17 protein-coding genes are annotated in these 18,552 nt (G+C 43.1%); 16 read left to right on the top strand and 1 reads right to left on the bottom strand.

Annotated elements, in window-relative coordinates:
* The first annotated feature begins 6 nt into the window (after positions 1-6).
* From ACEQ1T_RS17155 to ACEQ1T_RS17080, 16 genes are all read left to right on the top strand, one after another.
* On the top strand, positions 7-864 hold the full coding sequence (locus ACEQ1T_RS17155) for a manganese catalase family protein (protein ID WP_206845077.1): 858 nt from the start codon (positions 7-9) through the stop codon (positions 862-864).
* A gap of 133 nt (positions 865-997) precedes the next feature.
* Positions 998-1,771 carry a TerC family protein gene (locus ACEQ1T_RS17150; RefSeq protein WP_206845076.1) on the top strand — a complete coding sequence of 258 codons (774 nt, stop codon included), beginning with the start codon at positions 998-1,000 and terminating at the stop codon, positions 1,769-1,771.
* A 245-nt stretch (positions 1,772-2,016) separates the two neighbouring features.
* Complete coding sequence (locus tag ACEQ1T_RS17145; protein ID WP_370223908.1) at positions 2,017-3,123, top strand: sugar ABC transporter substrate-binding protein; 1,107 nt, start codon at positions 2,017-2,019, stop codon at positions 3,121-3,123.
* 84 nt (positions 3,124-3,207) lie between these two features.
* On the top strand, positions 3,208-4,728 hold the full coding sequence (locus ACEQ1T_RS17140) for an ATP-binding cassette domain-containing protein (protein WP_370223907.1): 1,521 nt from the start codon (positions 3,208-3,210) through the stop codon (positions 4,726-4,728).
* Positions 4,729-4,740: 12 nt separating this feature from the next.
* A complete protein-coding gene (locus tag ACEQ1T_RS17135) occupies positions 4,741-5,916 on the top strand; it encodes a sugar ABC transporter permease (RefSeq protein WP_370223906.1) in 1,176 nt (391 codons plus the stop codon).
* 210 nt (positions 5,917-6,126) lie between these two features.
* Positions 6,127-7,104: a sugar ABC transporter substrate-binding protein gene (locus tag ACEQ1T_RS17130; RefSeq protein ID WP_370223905.1), complete on the top strand. Its 978-nt coding sequence runs from the start codon at positions 6,127-6,129 to the stop codon at positions 7,102-7,104.
* Positions 7,101-8,540: a sensor histidine kinase gene (locus tag ACEQ1T_RS17125; protein ID WP_370223903.1), complete on the top strand. Its 1,440-nt coding sequence runs from the start codon at positions 7,101-7,103 to the stop codon at positions 8,538-8,540. Before ACEQ1T_RS17130 ends, ACEQ1T_RS17125 begins: the two co-directional genes overlap by 4 nt.
* The gene (locus ACEQ1T_RS17120) at positions 8,537-10,078 is read left to right on the top strand and encodes a response regulator (RefSeq protein WP_370223901.1); all 1,542 of its coding nucleotides are present in this window, start codon (positions 8,537-8,539) and stop codon (positions 10,076-10,078) included. Before ACEQ1T_RS17125 ends, ACEQ1T_RS17120 begins: the two co-directional genes overlap by 4 nt.
* Positions 10,075-11,178: a D-xylose ABC transporter substrate-binding protein gene (xylF, locus tag ACEQ1T_RS17115; RefSeq protein WP_370223900.1), complete on the top strand. Its 1,104-nt coding sequence runs from the start codon at positions 10,075-10,077 to the stop codon at positions 11,176-11,178. The genes ACEQ1T_RS17120 and xylF overlap by 4 nt, the downstream gene beginning before the upstream one ends.
* A 386-nt stretch (positions 11,179-11,564) precedes the next feature.
* Positions 11,565-12,809 (top strand): MFS transporter, encoded by a 1,245-nt coding sequence (locus ACEQ1T_RS17110; RefSeq protein WP_370223899.1) that lies wholly within the window; start codon positions 11,565-11,567, stop codon positions 12,807-12,809.
* Positions 12,810-12,964: 155 nt separating this feature from the next.
* Positions 12,965-13,627 carry an HAD family hydrolase gene (locus tag ACEQ1T_RS17105; protein ID WP_370223898.1) on the top strand — a complete coding sequence of 221 codons (663 nt, stop codon included), beginning with the start codon at positions 12,965-12,967 and terminating at the stop codon, positions 13,625-13,627.
* A gap of 132 nt (positions 13,628-13,759) precedes the next feature.
* Positions 13,760-14,455, top strand: a complete 696-nt coding sequence (locus tag ACEQ1T_RS17100) for a Type 1 glutamine amidotransferase-like domain-containing protein (protein ID WP_370223897.1) — start codon at positions 13,760-13,762, stop codon at positions 14,453-14,455.
* Between the two features lie 54 nt (positions 14,456-14,509).
* On the top strand, positions 14,510-15,217 hold the full coding sequence (locus ACEQ1T_RS17095; protein WP_370223896.1) for a DNA alkylation repair protein: 708 nt from the start codon (positions 14,510-14,512) through the stop codon (positions 15,215-15,217).
* 113 nt (positions 15,218-15,330) lie between these two features.
* Positions 15,331-16,110, top strand: coding sequence for a PhzF family phenazine biosynthesis protein (locus tag ACEQ1T_RS17090; RefSeq protein ID WP_206845057.1), 780 nt, complete (start codon positions 15,331-15,333; stop codon positions 16,108-16,110).
* Positions 16,111-16,232: 122 nt separating this feature from the next.
* Positions 16,233-16,442, top strand: coding sequence for a hypothetical protein (locus ACEQ1T_RS17085; protein WP_206845053.1), 210 nt, complete (start codon positions 16,233-16,235; stop codon positions 16,440-16,442).
* A gap of 166 nt (positions 16,443-16,608) precedes the next feature.
* Positions 16,609-17,538 (top strand): GNAT family N-acetyltransferase, encoded by a 930-nt coding sequence (locus ACEQ1T_RS17080; RefSeq protein ID WP_370223952.1) that lies wholly within the window; start codon positions 16,609-16,611, stop codon positions 17,536-17,538.
* Between the two features lie 295 nt (positions 17,539-17,833).
* Here the strand turns inward: ACEQ1T_RS17080 and ACEQ1T_RS17075 are convergent, their stop codons facing one another.
* Positions 17,834-18,349 (bottom strand): hypothetical protein, encoded by a 516-nt coding sequence (locus tag ACEQ1T_RS17075; protein ID WP_206845051.1) that lies wholly within the window; start codon positions 18,347-18,349, stop codon positions 17,834-17,836.
* Positions 18,350-18,552: the final 203 nt, after the last annotated feature.

Below are 18,552 nucleotides of genomic sequence, written 5' to 3'. Positions count from 1 at the left end.
ATGAACATGTACTTTTATAAAGAAGATTTAATTAATATGATAGTACCTGATAAACCGGATCCTCATGCGGCGAGAGTGCTGCAGGAGGCATTGGGCGGACAGTTTGGCGAAATGAGGACGCTGATGCAGTTTTCATTCCAGAGCGCAAATTTCAGAGGAAAAGCGAAGCAATATCGTGATCTGATCAGAGGTGTGTTTTTGGAAGAGCTAAGCCATGTCGAACTCGTTCAAACTACGATTAATCAGCTCCTGAATGAAGCGGGAGGGAATATGCCCGGCAATCAGGCTGCAGATGGAGCTCCATTGGATGATGTGATCCAGGGTGGAGCGAATCCGCATCATTTCATTATGGGGGCAAAGGCATCTCTTCCTGTCGATGCTGGCGGCAACCCGTGGAACGGCTCATGGGTATATGACCATGGCAACCTGGTGGCCAACCTCCTGAATAATGTGGTTCTTGAATCGACGGGTGTTCTCCAGAAATCAAGAATTTACGAGATGAGCAGCAATAAGACGCTAAGAGAGACGATTGCCTTCCTGATTGTCCGGGATAATGCCCATCAAAATGCTTTTGCAAAAGCACTGGAAACGCTAGGAGTGAATTGGGGCAAAATATTCCCGATTCCTAATTACGATTTAAATAAATACCCTGAATGCCGAAAATATGTGGAAATGGGCTTCCACAATGCCCAGTTTAATTTCAGGCTTGATGATACCCGGATCGGTGAAGTTTTTCAGGGGACCACTCCAAGCAGAAATGGCGGAGACCTTGCCGTGGTAGAACCGCCAAAAGGCTATCCTGTTCCTGAAATGCCTGATATGCCAAATGAGCATGCGCCGGGGCTTTTTGATTTAAATAATTAGTTTTTTCTTCTGGTGTCCTGAATATAGGACGCCATTTGTTTATATATTTTTAAGGTTTCCTCCAGCATTTTTGGGGAATCTATAGTTATCGAATCAATGAAGAACATTTTTGTTCCTGAAAGGAGTGTCGCGGATGGAGTCTATTTGGCTCGAGTATGCCTGGGCATTATTGATATTAATTGGACTGGAAGGATTGCTGTCGGCTGACAATGCTCTTGTCTTAGCAGTCATAGCGAAGCATTTACCGGAAGATCAGAAGAAAAGGGCGATAAATTACGGAATAATTATGGCTTTCGTTTTCCGGTTTGGTGCGCTATTTGCCATATCATTTATTGCAAACGTCTGGCAGATCCAGGCGATTGGGGCTGCCTATCTATTGTACCTTGGCTTAAAACATGTGATTAAGGCTAAGTTCGGGAAAGAAAATGAAAATATTCGTGAGGATGTGAAGGAAGAAGCAGCCGGGAAAGGATTTTGGCCTACTGTGGGGAAGATTGCATTAGCCGATCTTGCCTTTGCCATCGATTCGATTCTTGCTGCTGTGGCGCTGGCACTTGGTCTGCCGGATTCACCGCTTGATGATTTCGGCGGCATGGATGGCGGCCAGTTTATTGTAGTGGTGCTTGGCGGGATTGCCGGACTGATTCTGATTAAGTTTGCTGCAACCTGGTTTGTGAAGCTCCTTGCCAAACGCCCGGCATTGGAAACAACAGCTTATGCGATTGTTGCCTGGGTGGGTGTCAAACTTGCTGTTATCACACTTGCCCATGAGGATATCGGTGTCCTTGACCATCATTTTCCTCATAGTACAGGATGGACACTGGTCTTTTATGGCGTATTGGTGGCCATTGCTCTGTTTGGCTGGTTTGCGCCGGGTAAAAAGCAAACTGAGGGTGAAGCTTTATAAAGAGATTTGCGTTGATCTTTGGATTAACGCATTTTTTTATGGGCAGCTTTTGCAGGCTGTCTTTTTTAATTGAGAAAATAATAAAATGCTGAAGCAAAAGTAGAGATTTGAGATTGGAATAAGTATAAAAAATTACAGGTGATATTAAAAGAGTGCTAGTGATAACGCTTTCACGGACTGGTAATAAAGTTATAATTTTTCCTGTAGGCAGGTAATTTTTATCCATTATAAAGGGGGAAAAAGAAATGAAAAGAAAGTGGAAAGTCATTTCTCTTATGCTGATGATGTTTGCGTTTATTGCAGCAGGATGCAGCCAGGGCACTGGCGGCAGCAGCAGTGAAGTGAGTGTCGGAATCGTTTTGCCAACGAAAGATGAGCCTAGATGGGTTCAGGATGAGCAAAGATTTAAAGATGCGTTAAAAGGAACGGAATATACAACTGAGATTTTGTTTAGCCAGGGCTCTTCGGCTAAGGAAAAAGAAAATGTAGAAACATTGCTGAACAAAGGGATTGATGTGCTGATTATCTGTCCGCAAGATGGAGATGCAGCTGCTGCAGCGGTGGAGGCTGCAAAGAAAGATGGCGTAAAAGTCATTTCCTATGACCGTTTAATTACCAATACAGATGCTATTGATTACTACGTAACATTTGACAGCCTTGCGGTAGGAGCTGCACAGGCGCAATATTTAGTTGACAACGCAAAGGGCAAGGACGTGCCTCTGTACCTGTACGCCGGAGCTGCTTCTGATAATAATGCCTTCTTGTTCTTCCAGGGAGCATGGAGTGTGCTACAGCCTAAAATTGCAGATGGGACATTCAAGATTGCTAACTCAAGCGAAGCTGAAGCTTTGAAAGATACAGCTGATCTGTCCCGTGATCAGCTAAGCAAAATTATTGGACAGGTGACAACGAACTGGGATCCGAACGAAGCGAAGAACAAAGCACAAACGCATTTGACAGCAGCTTCTGATGATATGAAAGGCGATGTGGCCATTCTTGCTCCGAACGACGGAACTGCCCGTTCCATTGCAGATGTCTTTGGAACTGACAGCGCAGTATCCAGCTATCTTGTAACAGGCCAGGATGCAGAGAAAGCTTCCATTCAGTATGTTATTGATGAAAAGCAATCCATGACAGTATTCAAGGATGTTCGTACTCTCGTTAAAGATGCAATGGGTATGGCGATTGATATCCTTGAAGACAAGGACCCTGAGACAACCGGATCTTACGATAACGGCAAGGTTGAAGTTAAAGCAAAGCAAACAGATGTAATCGTTGTCGACAAAGATAACGTGAAAAAAGAACTGATTGATTCTGAATACTATAAAGCTGATGAATTTACAGGACTTTAATCAATAAAGGACGAGAAATAGTGATAGATGCGTCTATCACTATTTCTCCTTCTGATTAGCTGTATGGCTAAGGGGGGAGTTATAATGAGCGAAAGTATTTTGGAAATGCACGGGATTTCCAAGGAATTTACAGGTGTCAAAGCGCTCAGCAATGTCAATTTCAAGGTGGAAAAAGGTGAGATCCACTGCTTGATCGGTGAAAACGGAGCGGGTAAATCCACTCTGATGAAGGTACTCAGTGGCGTGTATCCTTATGGCACCTACCAGGGGGATATTGTATTTGAGGGCAGTGTGCAGCAATTCAACAAGATCAGTGACAGTGTAAAAGCAGGAATCGTCATTATATACCAGGAGCTTGCATTGTTTCCTGATCTCACAGTCTATGAAAATATATTTGCGGGCAATGAAATGAGGCAAGGCGGAATCGTCGATTGGAACCGGACTATTGCTGAAGCTAAAAAAATGCTGGATAAGGTTAAGCTCGATGTGAACCCTGAAACACTCGTAAAAGATCTGAGCGTTGGAAAACAGCAATTAGTCGAAATTGCCAAAGCTTTAAGCAAGGATGTGAAACTGCTTATCCTGGATGAGCCGACTGCAGCACTTAATGAGGATGACAGCGAAAATCTGCTGAATCTGTTAGATGAGCTGAAAGAGCAGGGAATTACGTGCATCATGATCTCCCATAAGCTGAAAGAAGTCATCTTGATTGCAGATAAGGCTACGGTGCTTCGTGACGGCCAAACCATTTGTACTCTGGACGCAGCAAAAGGCGAAATCTCTGAAAATGTCATTATTAAAAACATGGTTGGCAGGGAAATTGAAGATATTTATCCGAAGAGGATGAACAAAACATTTGGCGATCCTGTACTTGAGCTCCGCAGCTGGTCTGCGTATGCTGTGCATTTGGGCAGGCAGGTTGTAAAAGATGTTAATTTTCATGTTAAGAAAGGAGAAATTGTCGGGATTGCGGGCTTGATGGGGTCAGGCAGGACAGAACTTGCCCTGAGTATTTTCGGAAATCCAAAATCTTATAAATTACAAGGCGAACTATTGGTGGATGGCGTTCCAAAAACGCTGAAGCATCCGAGTGACGCCATCAGGTCAGGGATTGCGTACGTAACGGAAGACCGAAAAGGGGACGGCCTGTTTTTAATACAGGATATTAAAAACAACATTTCTGCAGCAAACCTCAAACGGGTTGCTGTAAATGGAGTGATTAATGATAACGAAGAAGTGAAGGAAACAACGGAATATAAAAAGTCCATGTATATCAAAGCATCCTCCCTTGAACAGATTGTCGGCAATTTGAGCGGGGGGAACCAGCAAAAAGTGTCCCTGGGCAAATGGTTATTTGTCGGGCCAAAATTGCTGATCCTGGACGAGCCGACGCGGGGCATTGATGTTGGGGCAAAATTCGAAATTTATACGATAATGAATCAATTGATTGAGGAAGGCATGAGCATCATTATGATTTCTTCAGAACTGGGTGAAGTCCTTGGGATGAGCGATCGTGTCTATGTAATGGCGGAAGGCCAAATGAAAGGCGAGCTGTCGATTGAAGAAGCAAGTCAGGAAAGTATTATGCAGCTTGCTACGCAATAGGAGGTAAAATATATGGAATTTTTAAACGAAGCGAAATCGCTATTTAAGGATAATATCCGTGACTACGGCATGTACATTGCCTTATTCGTTATTATGCTCACCTTCACCATTATGACTGACGGGCTGTTTATGTCTTCACGAAATATAAGTAATTTGCTTGATTCAACGGGGTACATCGCTGTCCTGGCAGTGGGGATGACTCTGGTTATCGTGATTCGCCATATCGACCTCTCAGTCGGGTTTGTTGCCGGCTTTTTGGGAGCCATTGCTGCGATTCTCCTGACGGGAATGGGAGTGCCTTTTTATATCACCATTCCGATTATCCTCGTGCTGGGTATTTTTGTCGGATTATTCAATGGCCTGCTAGTTGCAAAGTTCGGCATCCCCTCCTTTGTAGCTACTCTAGCAGGAATGCTGATCTTTAGAGGTGCACTTCTTCAGGTAACAGAGAAAACAGGGACCATTATCATCAAGGATGACGGATTTAACGCAATCGGAAACGGATTCATTCCTTCGATTATGCAAGTGAATGGACTGCATCTCCTTACACTGATTCTCGGTGTACTGGCCATATTGCTGTATGTATACAGTGAAATTACCACGCGGAAAAACAAGATGAACTATCAATTCGAGGTAGTGTCAAAAGGGATTTTTATTATTAAATTAGTTTTTATTTCTGCTATCATTTCCTATATTACCTGGATCCTGGCAGGCTACAACGGGTTTTCCTGGACGGTTGTCATTATGCTTTTAGTGGTTGTCATCTATCACTTCCTGACAACGAAAACCGTGCTTGGAAGACATATATATGCTGTCGGAAGCAATCCGGAAGCGGCACATTTGAGCGGAATCAATGTAAATAAAATTACGTATATAGTATTCGGTTCAATGGGGATGCTGGCAGCCCTTTCCGGCATATTATTCACCTCGCGCCTTCAGTCAGCGACCACTACAGCTGGGACATTATTTGAACTCGATGCCATTGCAGCTGCTTATGTAGGCGGGGTTTCTTCTGCAGGGGGCGTGGGCAAAATCACTGGTGCCATTATCGGTGCAGTAGTCATGGCCTCTTTATCAAGCGGCATGAATCTGCTCGGTGTGGGGGTTTCCCTCCAGTATATGATCCGCGGAGGCGTATTGGCGGGTGCTGTGATCTTTGATGTCATGACCCGTAAGAAGAGAGGATAGATTACCAGTTTCCTGGATTAGCAGTTTTGAAATGGGCATCCGGCAAGAGGGTGCCCTTATGATGAAGATAGGCAGCATTCCTTAAATCACCGATTATCCTCCTGCTAACAACAGACAATCCTCTCTCTTTCTAACTCTTCTATAAGCCGTAAAAAGGTGATATGATTAAAATTATTTAACTATTCATACTTAGGAAACGGAGATACAGCCTTGCGTAAAACGGGTATTTTTGTATTTTGTCTTACATGTATCGTCCTTGGCTATTTTACATTTACGCTATCAAAGAAAGCGTTTACATCCGAGTGGGATCTCCCAGCTGGATCAGATGGCCAGGAAGTGAAATATCGCCTGGTCCTGATAACGCAGGAATTAGAAACCCCCTTCTGGGATAAGGCAGGTATTGCTGCGCAGGAACAAGCACGGAAGGATGGGGCAAGCCTGGAAGTCTGGGGAAGCTATGGGAAGACTCAAGAGGAATTTTTAAAAAAATTGGAGGTAGCCATTCAATCAAAAGTGGACGGCATCATTGTTCAGGGTCTGGACACACAGGAATTCAAAGATTTAGCAAAGATTAAGGCTGCTTTTTATGGAATCCCAATTATTACAATTGCCAATGACGTGCCCAAATCTGAAAGCTTGAGAAAAACGTACGTCGGCTCGGATCAATATCTGGCAGGGCGGTTAATTGCAGAACAGCTTCTTGACGATATGGGCCATGAGGGAAAAGTTATTCTCATGGGCGACAAGCATAAAGAGTTTTATCAGCAGCAGCGACTCGATGGCATTCATGAAGTACTGAAGGATTATCCAAATATCCAGACAGTCTATGCGGAAACAACTGATGTTAGGGAGGAAATTATCGCTGCCACTCAGAATATGCTGAATCAAAACCCGGATGCTGACAGTTTCATAGCTATCAAGGCGAATATAGCCGGAGCGATGATTCAGGAAATTGGCAGGCGATCACAGGTAAAACCTTATTATATCTATTCTTTTGACGATGGTCCGGATTCAATATCTCTGCTTACTCAGGGAAAACTTGATGGAATCATTGAACAATCTCCTGAGAAAATGGGAAGCCTCAGTGTAGAGCTGATTTTAAAATGGCTTAGGGATGAAGAAGTGCCGCTGAAATCTGATGGCTATCTTACCGATATCAGGATATTAAAGGCGATGGAAAAGCAATGAACAAGATTCATAAGAAAATCTGGACACTCACTACTGTCATTCTATTAATTATGGCAGCCATATGGATCACACTTACCTATTATAATCAGAAAACTCAGAATCAATATAACGACATCCTTCAGCGGTATCTTCGGATGAATGAGGTTACAAGGACAAGCCAGCAGATGATTGCAGACTTGAATAACTACTTTATTACTCCTATACCGGAAAATCTGGAGAAATTGAACAATAGCAAGGAAAAAATGATAAAGGTTAAAAGGGATGTTTCATATCTTCGAAATTCAGAAAATGATTTTGCACTGACAAATTATATGAATCTGATTGATAGCCTGGTTGAGACGACGGACCGCTCCCTTCTTTTCTTTAATGAAAAGGAAACAGAGGATTCTGCGAAAGAATTCTCGGAAGCGACGCGCATCTCCATGTATATCTCCGAGATGACGCTGACGCTGATCGATAGTGAACTGAATACGTATGAACGGTTTTACCGGGGGATCATTGAACAGTCCGAAGAAATCAAAAAACTGGGGATTTGGCTGATGCTGATGATCACCTGCCTCTTAATGTTCTTGACCTATGGATTTTCCTTAAGCATTACGAAGCCTGTACAGAAGCTGACCAAGGCAGCAAATGATTTATCAAGGGGGAGATTTCATTTGCCGATAAAGGTTGATTCGAATGATGAAATTGCTTTTCTTGCCCAGACCTTTGACCGGATGCGGATTAATATCAATAACCTGATTTCAGAAATCCAGCATAAGGCACAGCTGGAGCATGAGCTGCAGGAAAGCAAGTTATTGCTGAAGGAAAGCCAGCTCTTGAACCTGCAAAGCCAGATTAACCCTCATTTTTTATTTAACACATTAAATACCCTTTCCAAGAAAGCCTATCTGGAAGGTTCTCATGAAACCAGTGACCTTCTAGTAAGTGTTGCCGGCCTGCTGCGCTATAACTTAAAAAGGCTTGATAGGCCTGTAACACTTAGAGAAGAAGTGATGGTCCTGCAGCAATACATGGATATCCAAAAAGCCAGATTTACAGATCGCCTGCATTTGAAAATGTCAATAGATGAAACGTGTCTGAATGTGGACATTCCGGGTCTTACGCTGCAGCCGATCATCGAGAATGCCGTCAACTATGCAGTGGAGCCAAGAGAAGATGGCGGGATCATCTGGTTTCGCATTCAGGATGGAAATGACTGTGTGATTATAGAAGTGGAAGACAACGGTCCAGGTATTGAGGAATTTAAAATTAAACAGATTCTTCAAGGGCAATTCATTCAGAAAGATGGAAATTCAACAGGCATCGGGTTTACCAATGTTGTCAGGCGTTTGCGTCTTTTTTACGGCTATGAAGATGTCATGAACATTGAGAGCAGTGCTGCCGGCACAAAAGTAGTGGTGACAATACCGAAAGATAGGAGGGGGGCAGCATGACAAAACTCCTGATCGCGGATGATGAACAAATTGAACGGGAAGGGCTGGAAGTGATTCTGCAGAAAGCCTTTCCTGGTGTTGAAATCAGCCAGGCGAAAAATGGGAAAATGGCCGTTCAAGCGGCTAAAGAGTTTAACCCTGATTTAATCCTGATGGACATTCAAATGCCAGGGCTGAATGGCCTGGAAGCTATTAAGCTAATCAGTGAGGCTGATCCGCATATTAAATTTATTATGATTACAGCATTCGATACATTCGATTATGCACGGCAGGCCATAAAGCTAGGGGTCAAGGATTATTTACTGAAGCCAAGCAAGATCACGGAAATAGAAGCAACAATTGGGAAGGTGCTTGAACAGATTGAGGAAGAGCGGAGGTTCCGTGAAATGACGAAACTTCAGCAGGATGCACTGCAAAAGGCTCTTCCTGTCATTGAGACCGATGTCGTGACACAGCTGCTGTTCGATCATGTCCATGAAGTTCATCTGGATATGCTGGTTGAAATGCTCGATATTCGCTCAACAGATGAACAGTTCGTCATGAGCATCCTGCTTCCTGATGGACAAGAACACCTCTATACCTCAGTCAAAGAGAAAGTCAGGCAAGCAGGCAGTGCATGGGTAGGTGCACTATATGGCCGCCAGCTTCCCATCATCGTTTTTCGGGAAAAGCAGCATTCATTCCGTTCACAGGCTATATCTATAGCCGGCGAAATTCTTTCCCTTGCAAAAAAAGGCTCATCAGAAGGCTGGTTCGTCGGGATTGGAAACGCTTGCGGTTCGCTGCAATCCATCCGTCAATCTTATCAGGAATCTCTTATAGCCACCCTGGATTCAACTCTCCCCGTTAAATACCGATTTTATTCCGATGTGCCAGTGCTTAGCGCAGGGGAAGATTTACAGCTGACCAAAGAGCGGGAAAAGCAGTTTTTCGATCAAGTCAGGCTTGGCAAGTGGAAGCAAATCAGGTTGCGTGTAATGGAGATGATTCAGCGGTGTGAAACGGAAAGGGCCGGGGTGATTCAAGCGCAGCAGCGGGTGCTGCAGCTGCTTTGGATTGCTTCACGTGTAATGAGTGAGATTGGGGTAGAAGCCCCTGCGCCATTTTTTGCGTATTCAGCCCAGGATTTCCGGCAGCTGCGTACTGAATCGGTACAAATGCTAAATCAAATGAAGAAATCGTATATGGAGCATTACGCCAGGCTGGAAGCTGATACTATTCACCAGCTGAAACAATATATAACCGAACATTCCCATGAAGATATTTCCCTTGAAGCATTGGGAAGGAAAGTGGGGTTAAGCCCAATCTATATCAGTAAAATGTTTAAGGAGAAACTAGGGATAAACTATATCGACTTCCTGACTGAATGCCGTATTGAAAAAGCAAAGAAGCTGATGGCGGATCACGGAAAAAGTCTGAAAGAAATTACCTTTGAGGTGGGCTATCATGAACCGAACTATTTCAGCAAGGTTTTCAAAAAGATGTGCGGCCAGTCGCCGACGGATTTCCGCAAAACCCTTCTGGGCAAAAAGGATTGATGGAAGGAAAAGGGGCAAGACAGATGGATAGAATTCAAATGAAGCTGATTCTGGCTGCGCTGATTCTGGTTTGCCTCCTGTCAGCCTGCCAAACGAATACAGTATTCGAAAAAAATCCCGGGAAACCAATTCCTGCTGCCGGCGAAGCGGAAGGAGAAGAGGGTGGGGAGAACCCCATTAAGATCGGCTTTTCAATGGATACTTTATTGGAAGAGCGCTGGCTGAAGGATAGAGATCTGTTCAAAGAGGCTGTCGAAGAGCTTGGAGCCGAAGTGAAGATCATGGCTGCGAATGGGGATGATGCGGTTCAAATATCTCAGGCAGAAACATTGATAAAACAAAGAGTTGACCTTCTGGTTGTCGTTCCCCATAATGCTGAAGCCACCGCTTCGATCGTCAAAAAGGCACATGAGGCAGGCATTAAGGTCATCTCATATGACCGGCTTGTGAAAAATGCTGATATCGACTTATACATATCCTTTGATAATGAAAAGGTTGGCGAGCTGCAGGCAAGGGCTATCACCAAACTGGTTCCTAAAGGGAAGTATGTGTATATTGGCGGAGCCATCACTGACCATAACGCCCATTTATTCAAACGAGGAGTCTTTAACGTGCTTCAGCCTTTAATTGAAAAAGGAGATATACAGATTGTATATGATCAGTGGTCCAGAGATTGGACGCCGGCGAATGCATTTGTGAATATGGAAGAGGCTCTTAAAGCTAATCAAAATCAAATTGATGCCGTAATCGCAGCAAATGATGCAACCGCAGGCGGCGCCATCCAGGCACTGGCAGTGCAAGGGCTGGCAGGGAAAATCCCTGTAGCCGGGCAGGATGCCGAGCTTGCCGCTGCCCAGCGGATCATCAGAGGCACGCAGACGATGACGGTATACAAACCTATCGGCACGCTCACTAAAGAAGCTGCTGAACTAGCGGTCAGAATGGCAAAAGGAGAACAGATAGAAGCGAACCGAAAAATTAACAATGGCAAAATAGAGGTGCCTTCCGTCCTTCTTTCGCCAATTGCTGTCGATAAACACAATATGGATCGTACCATTATTGCAGATGGATTTCATTCCAGAGAAGAAGTTTATAAGTAGGGACGAGAGAGATACACACTACCTCCCGCCGCCTGGGACATGGAATCTGTCCCTATGTCCCTATTGCATGAACGGGTCTGCACTGGTATGATAAATGTAATTATAATGAAATGGAGGTTTTCCTTTTGACTGCATCAATGAGACTAAGAAACCCGCTTTTCAAGCGTTAATTGAATACGTTTGAAAGCTCTGCCTATGTTCAGAGCAACGGGATTGGTCTGTCTATTTAAGGAAACCTAAATTTAACGGTTATTTTTAAAGAGGGGATGAATTTCGCCTCTTTTTTGCTGTCTATAGATATAGAATGTACAGAGCGGATTGATCAACTGAATATAGGCAAAGCTTGTTTTTATAATTAATTAAATATAGAAATGAGTGATTAGACAATGAGTACAGTAAATCCTAATCTGCAGGAGAATTGGCTAAAGAATATTATTCTCTTTTTAAGCAGTCAGACGATCTCGCTTTTTGGATCGTCCCTCGTTCAATATGCGATTATGTGGCATATTACGTTAACGACAGAATCCGGTTTGATGATGACGCTCTACATTATTTGCGGGTTTATTCCAACCTTCTTTTTATCACCGGTTGCCGGTGTTTGGGCAGACCGGTACAATCGGAAAATGCTGATTATTTTAGCGGATGGTCTTATCGCATTTTCAACGCTGATTCTCGCTATCCTCTTTTTAATGGGATATGAATCCATCTGGCTGCTGTTTGTCATGGCGGCGATTCGTGCCCTTGGAACAGGGGTTCAGACTCCTGCCGTCGGAGCGATTCTGCCGCAGATAGTCCCTAAGGATAAGCTCACAAAGGTAAATGGAGCAAACGGGAGCATACAAGCGGTTATTATGTTTGTCTCGCCAATGGTCAGCGCCGCGCTGCTGGCAATGGCATCACTTGAAGTCATCTTCTTCATCGATGTCATCACAGCAGCGATTGCCATTTTTACACTGATGACATTTGTCAAAATCGCTGTGCACGAAAAAGCAGCAGCCAAACAGACAACGAGCTACTTCAGTGACTTTAAACAAGGGCTGCAATATGTAAACAGTACTCCTTTCCTGAAGAAATTCTTCCTGTTCTTTGCAGTTTTCTTTGTGCTGATGGCCCCTGCGGCCTTTTTGACGCCCCTGCAGGTTACCCGCACCTTTGGCGGGGATGTGTGGAAGCTGACAGCGATTGAAATTGCTTTTTCAGTCGGTATGATGGCTGGGGGAGGAATCATTGCTTCCTGGGGAGGATATCCAAATAAAATTAAAACCATGACCCTTGCCAGTCTCATCATGGGGATTTGTACCCTGGCTCTTGGCATCGTACCGGTTTTCTGGATCTATTTAGTGTTCATGGCGTTATTCGGGGTTGCCATGCCAATATTCAATACACCGACGACAGTATTGCTGCAGGAAAAAATTGAAGAGAATTATTTAGGCAGAGTGTTTGGTGTCATGGGAATGATCTCCACCTCCATGATGCCGATTGGCATGCTGATATTTGGCCCAATCGCAGACATTATTGCCATCGAATGGCTTCTTGTGGGAACTGGGGCATTCATTATTCTATTAGCGGTCATTTTAGGCCGTGATCAGGTGCTTCTGGAAGCGGGGAAGCCTGCGCTGAGTGAATCGTAAAAACCCTTCTAATTAAATTAAGAGAAACAAAACAGCAGTTAAGGTAAAGCCCAATTCGCAAATTGAATTGGGCTTTTGCTAATATATTTTTATTTGAATGTTAGATTTTAATTATGTTTTAATGTACAGGGAGTAAAGGTTAGCAGGAGGCTATTATGGGTTTAAAATATAAATGTTTAATCTTAGATCATGATGATACAGGGGTAAAAAGCACACCTGGTATACACTTTCCATCATTTGCAGAGGCTCTTAAATACTTGCGGCCAAATGATAAACCTATTTCTTTTGAAGATTTCGTCAGATATTGTTATCATTCGGGATTTGCTGCATTATGTAGGGATATTATTAAATTTACAGATGAGGAACAAAATCACCAGCAGATGGTATGGAAAAAGTATACCGAGTCAACTGTACCGGACTTCTATGAGCTGTTCGCTGAGACCGTTCAAGAATTTAAAAAGCAAGGTGGAATTGTGACGGTTGTTTCGCATTCCGAGACTAGTCGAATTGAAAGAGATTATTCCATTCATTGTGGATTTGTGCCAGATGCCATCTTTGGCTGGGACCTTCCTGAGCATCAAAGAAAACCACATCCATATCCAATTAAAGAAATATTAAGGCGCTATGAACTTCAAGAGGCTGATGCATTAATGGTGGATGACATGAAGCCGGGAATGGACATGGCCAGAAGCTGCAATGTGGATTTTGCGGCTGCCGGATGGTCTCACAGCATCCCTGAAATCAAGGAACAAATGAAATTAGAATCAAAGTATTATTTTGAAACAGTAGACGAATTTAATAAATTTATTTTTAAATAACAAAACGCTTAGGCTAAATCCTAAGCGTTTTGTTATGCATAATCAATTTTTGAATAAAGTCTGAGTAACAAGGAACAGCTGGAATTTAAGGAGAATAATAATATTTAGCATTTCTTTTAGGGGGAATAAGTTATGAGGCAAATTATCGCACTTGGAGGAGGCGGGTTCTCCATGGAGCCGGAGAATCCATTATTAGATGAATACATTTTACGTCAGTCAGGTAAAGAAAATCCTAAAGTCTGTTATGTGCCTACTGCAACAGGAGATTCCGATATTTGTATTAAATGGTTTTATGACTTTTTTGAAAAGCAGAAGTGCCAGCCTTCCCATTTATCTTTATTTAAACCGCCAGCAAGAGATATAGAGGGATTTATACTGGATAAAGATATCATTTATGTTGGAGGCGGAAATACGAAGAATTTATTGGCTTTATGGAAAGAATGGGGATTAGATAAGATTTTAAGAAAAGCATGGAACCAAGGGATCGTATTAGCCGGCATCAGCGCGGGCTCCATTTGCTGGTTTGAAGAAGGGGTCACGGATTCTTATGGTGATAAACTGGAGCCCTTAACATGCCCCGGCTTTTTACAAGGAAGCAATTGCCCTCATTATGACGGGGAAGCGGAAAGAAGGCCTGCCTATCATGAGCTTTTGGCTTTTGATAAAATAAAGCCTGGAATTGCAGCGGATGATGGAGTGGCTATCCACTTCATTGAGGAGGAGGTCAGCCGAATCGTAAGCTCAAGACCGAATGCCAGGGCCTATAAGGTCTATTTCGATAAAGAAGTAAAAGAGATTGAACTGAAAACCGAATATTTGGGTTCTTGAGGCGAATCAGTGTTTTGCTGTTAACTTTATTAAAATAGAAGGAAGTGCTTAAAGATGGATTTACAGATGGTTATGCAGGAGCTCGAGGCTCTCGGCAAGGAACGGACCAAGAAAATGTACATATCAAACGGTGCACACGAGCCGCTTTTTGGCGCTGCAACAGGAGCAATGAAGCCAATCGCCAAAAAAATTAATAGAAATCAGCCTTTGGCAGAGGAGCTATACGCTACAGGGAACTACGATGCCATGTACTTTGCAGGCATCATTGCAGATCCAGAAGCCATGACAGCAGAGGATTTTGACCGCTGGATGGATGCCGCTTATTTTTATATGCTGTCCGATTATGTGGTAGCCGTTACATTAGCTGAGGCAGATATTGCACAGGACGTTGCCGATAAATGGATCGAAAGCGGGGAAGAGCTGCGGATGTCAGGGGGCTGGAGCTGCTATTGCTGGCTTTTGGGGAATCGTCCGGACGCTGAATTTTCAGAGGAGAAGCTGGCCAAAATGCTTGATAAAGTGAAAGATACCATCCACGATTCTCCGGAGCGTACGAAATCAGCCATGAATAATTTTGTCTATACAGTAGGTGTATCATATTTGCCGCTCCATGAAAAAGCGGTTGAAACAGCAAAAGCCATCGGGCCGGTAGAAATGAAGCGGGACAATAAAAAAAGCAGTTTCCTGCATGCCGCAGAAAATATCCAGAAGGAAGTAGATAGAGGGAAGCTCGGTTTTAAAAGGAGATATGTAAGATGTTAAAACCTCGCGTGATGAATGAATATTGATACAGAGCTGGAGGGACAGGGACCTGCCCCGTTGTCTCCATTCTTAGAACGGCACACTGGACGAAATAAAAAAGGGAGCTGCTGCAAATGAGAATACCTATCTATCAAATTGATGCTTTCACAGACGAGAAATTCAAAGGGAATCCTGCGGCGGTATGTCCATTGGAAAAATGGATTGATAATGACCTGATGCAAAGCATTGCTGCCGAAAATAATCTGGCTGAAACAGCCTTTTTTGTGAAAAAGGGAAAGGATTATGAGTTAAAATGGTTCACACCAAAAGCAGAAATTGATTTATGCGGGCACGCGACATTGGCAGCTGCTTATGTCATTTTTACTTATCTCGATGAAAGCCAGATGAATGTAAAATTCCATACAAAAAGCGGAATTTTAGAAGTATCCAGGGACCGTGAACTATTAACCATGACGTTCCCTGCCCGGGAAGGGGAAAAATGTGAAGCTCCGGAGGCGCTCATTAGAGGACTGGGCAAGGAACCAATAGAGACTTATCTATCAAGGGATTATCTGGCCGTCTTTGAATCAGAACAGGATTTACTTGACCTGGAATTAAATATGGAAGAACTTAAAAAGCTGGATGCTTTCGGTGTTATCGCCACTGCCAAAGGTAAAGAATCTGACTTCGCATCAAGATTTTTTGCTCCAAAGGCAGGTGTTGATGAAGACCCTGTTACCGGATCAGCTCATTGCACATTGGTTCCATACTGGAAAAAGGTATTAAATAAGAGTGAATTTACGGCACTGCAATTATCAGAAAGGGGCGGAATGCTTTATTGTGAAGAATTAGGCGATAAGGTGAAACTATCTGGAGAGGCTGTTGCATATTTGGAAGGATATATTCATGTTTAGACGATCTGTTTCTTTGCGTGCCAGCGCATGTTATAATGAGGAACTTAGGAATTATGATTTCAAAATGCAACGGATGCCCAGAAAAGCCTCCGCCTAGTGATTGAATTTGGAGGTGTTAAGTAATGAATAAACGGTGGACAATCAGTAAAATTAAAGAATTTGTTGAGAAAAATTCAGATAGTAAGCTGTTAACGACAGAATATCATGGTTTTTCTCAGAAACTGCTTTTTAAATGTGCGTGCGGCAGTGAGTTTGAAAAAACATTTACGAAATTTAAAAATAATCACCAGCGCAAATGTGATGTGTGCCAGCCGCCTAAAGCTTCACGCTAATCGAATATCAGAAAATAAACGAAGTGCCGATTTCAATTTAAAGAAATGGGCGCTTTTTCTTTTAGCAAGCTTTCTCTTTGTTCTGAAAAGAAGTTGACTTAAGCAAGTAATATAATTATTATATTTGACAAAGGCAAATATATTCTAAGGAGTGATTTCTTTGTCAATGATCTCGTTTGAAGAAAGAATCAGTGCTGTTCGCCATTTTAATCGCTTTATGACAAGACAAATAGGGGCTTTGCGGGAGGGGTTACTGCATAGCCCCTACTCACTGACAGAATCCAGAGTCCTGTATGAAATTGCCACTAATGAGGACCCTGCAGCATCAAATTTAATTCAAGAGCTGGGTTTAGATGCAGGCTATTTAAGTCGCATATTAGCCCGTTTTGAAGAGAGAGGCCTTATAAAGAAAGAACGTTCTCCTAAAGATGCCAGGCAGCGCATACTAAAGCTTACGCCAGAGGGAGAAAAAGCTTTTTCTAAACTAAATGAACGTTCATACAATGAAATCGCGGACCTTCTTGGGGAATTGCCGGAAAGTGAACAGCAGCAATTAATTAACGCTATGCAAACCGTTGAAGGACTGATCAGCAAGAATGAAAGCCTAAAATTTTCAGGTCCATATTTTCTTCGTCAGCATGAACCTGGTGATATGGGGTGGGTTGTACACAAGCATGGTCTTTTGTATTCACAAGAATATGGATGGGATGAGAGATTTGAAGCTCTTGTCTCTCAAATTGCAGCAGATTTTATAAATAACTATAATCCTAAGCGGGAACGCTGCTGGATTGCCGAAATGAACGGAGAAATAGTGGGTTCTATTTTTGTTGTTGAAGGAAGTGAGGATACGGCTAAACTGCGTCTATTAATAGTAGATCCAAAGGCGAGAGGGTTGGGCCTTGGTTCACAATTGGTTGAGGAATGCATAAACTTTTCCAGACAAGCAGGATATAAAAAGCTCGTTCTATGGACAAACAGTGTTCTTAAAGAAGCGCGGCATATCTATCAGAAAAAGGGATTTCAGCTTGTTAATGAAGAAAAACATCATAGTTTTGGACACGATTTAGTTGGCGAATCGTGGGAACTGCTGCTTTAAGGGACACGGGGACAGGTACACTGTCCCTATTGCTGTTTTTTCAGAGAAAATGTGCCCCTCAGATTAATAGATTAACCAAAAGCCTCCACTCAAAATTGAATGGAGGCTCATAGAAGGAACGGGATTACGGATGAATGGCCGTCGGCCTCCGGTGCCATGGTTGGTTATTGGTTACAGGTGAAGTTGTAATTGGTCATGGATAATCGGTTGGGCCATTTCCATTACAAGGTACCTTTGTACACAATAGGAGGATGTTCCTTCTATGCCCTGAAGCAGAGTCTCACTGCTTCAAGGTTTAGAAATACTTTTCGCTGTCAAACTCTAATTCTATCAAATAGTTCTTGTTATTAATTAAGTTGGACAGACGATTCGCCTGGCGTTCGGCTTCCAGGCCCTTTAATCGGTACTGCTCGGGATCGAAAAGCGCCATTTTCACCATCGACACGTTTTCCGACAAGGTATAAAGGAATTCCTCCCTTGCTGCTGTGCCATATTCCTTGAATTTGCGGGCCTTTGCCCGATATTGGGTGGCAAGCTCAATTGCTTCTACGATTGGCAATGATTCATTGTTAAAGGTGATGTCATTTTCAATATTGGCTTTATATACTAGCTTATCAAGCAGTCTCATGTCTTTGCGGACTTCATCCATCTCTTTTTCCACCATGGAGAGAGCGCGCGGCATTTCAGGAAGCTTGCTGCCTTTTTCAATATCGGCAAATGCTACACGGTCCATTTCTTCTTCTAACTCGTGAATTCGTTTAGCCAGAACACTTTTTAATTTTACTGCTTCAGCCAGTGTAAGTTTTTGCATGCCTGAATCTGCTCCTTTAATAGATTCGTTCTTAGTATTATTATATAGTCGGGAGTCATATATTGGAAGGAATAACTGAGCTCCTTGATTCTCAGGGAAGCCTAGAAACGTACAATAAATTTAGTATTTAAGTTAAATGAGGAACCTTGTAAAGACAGCCTGCTGAAACAATACATCTCTGATAAAGGGAAGGTTGTTTTCGG

The sequence above is a fragment of the Cytobacillus sp. genome, from assembly GCF_964223445.1.
Lineage (GTDB): Bacteria > Bacillota > Bacilli > Bacillales > Cytobacillaceae > Cytobacillus.
This window is presented reverse-complemented; position numbering and strand designations above follow the sequence as displayed.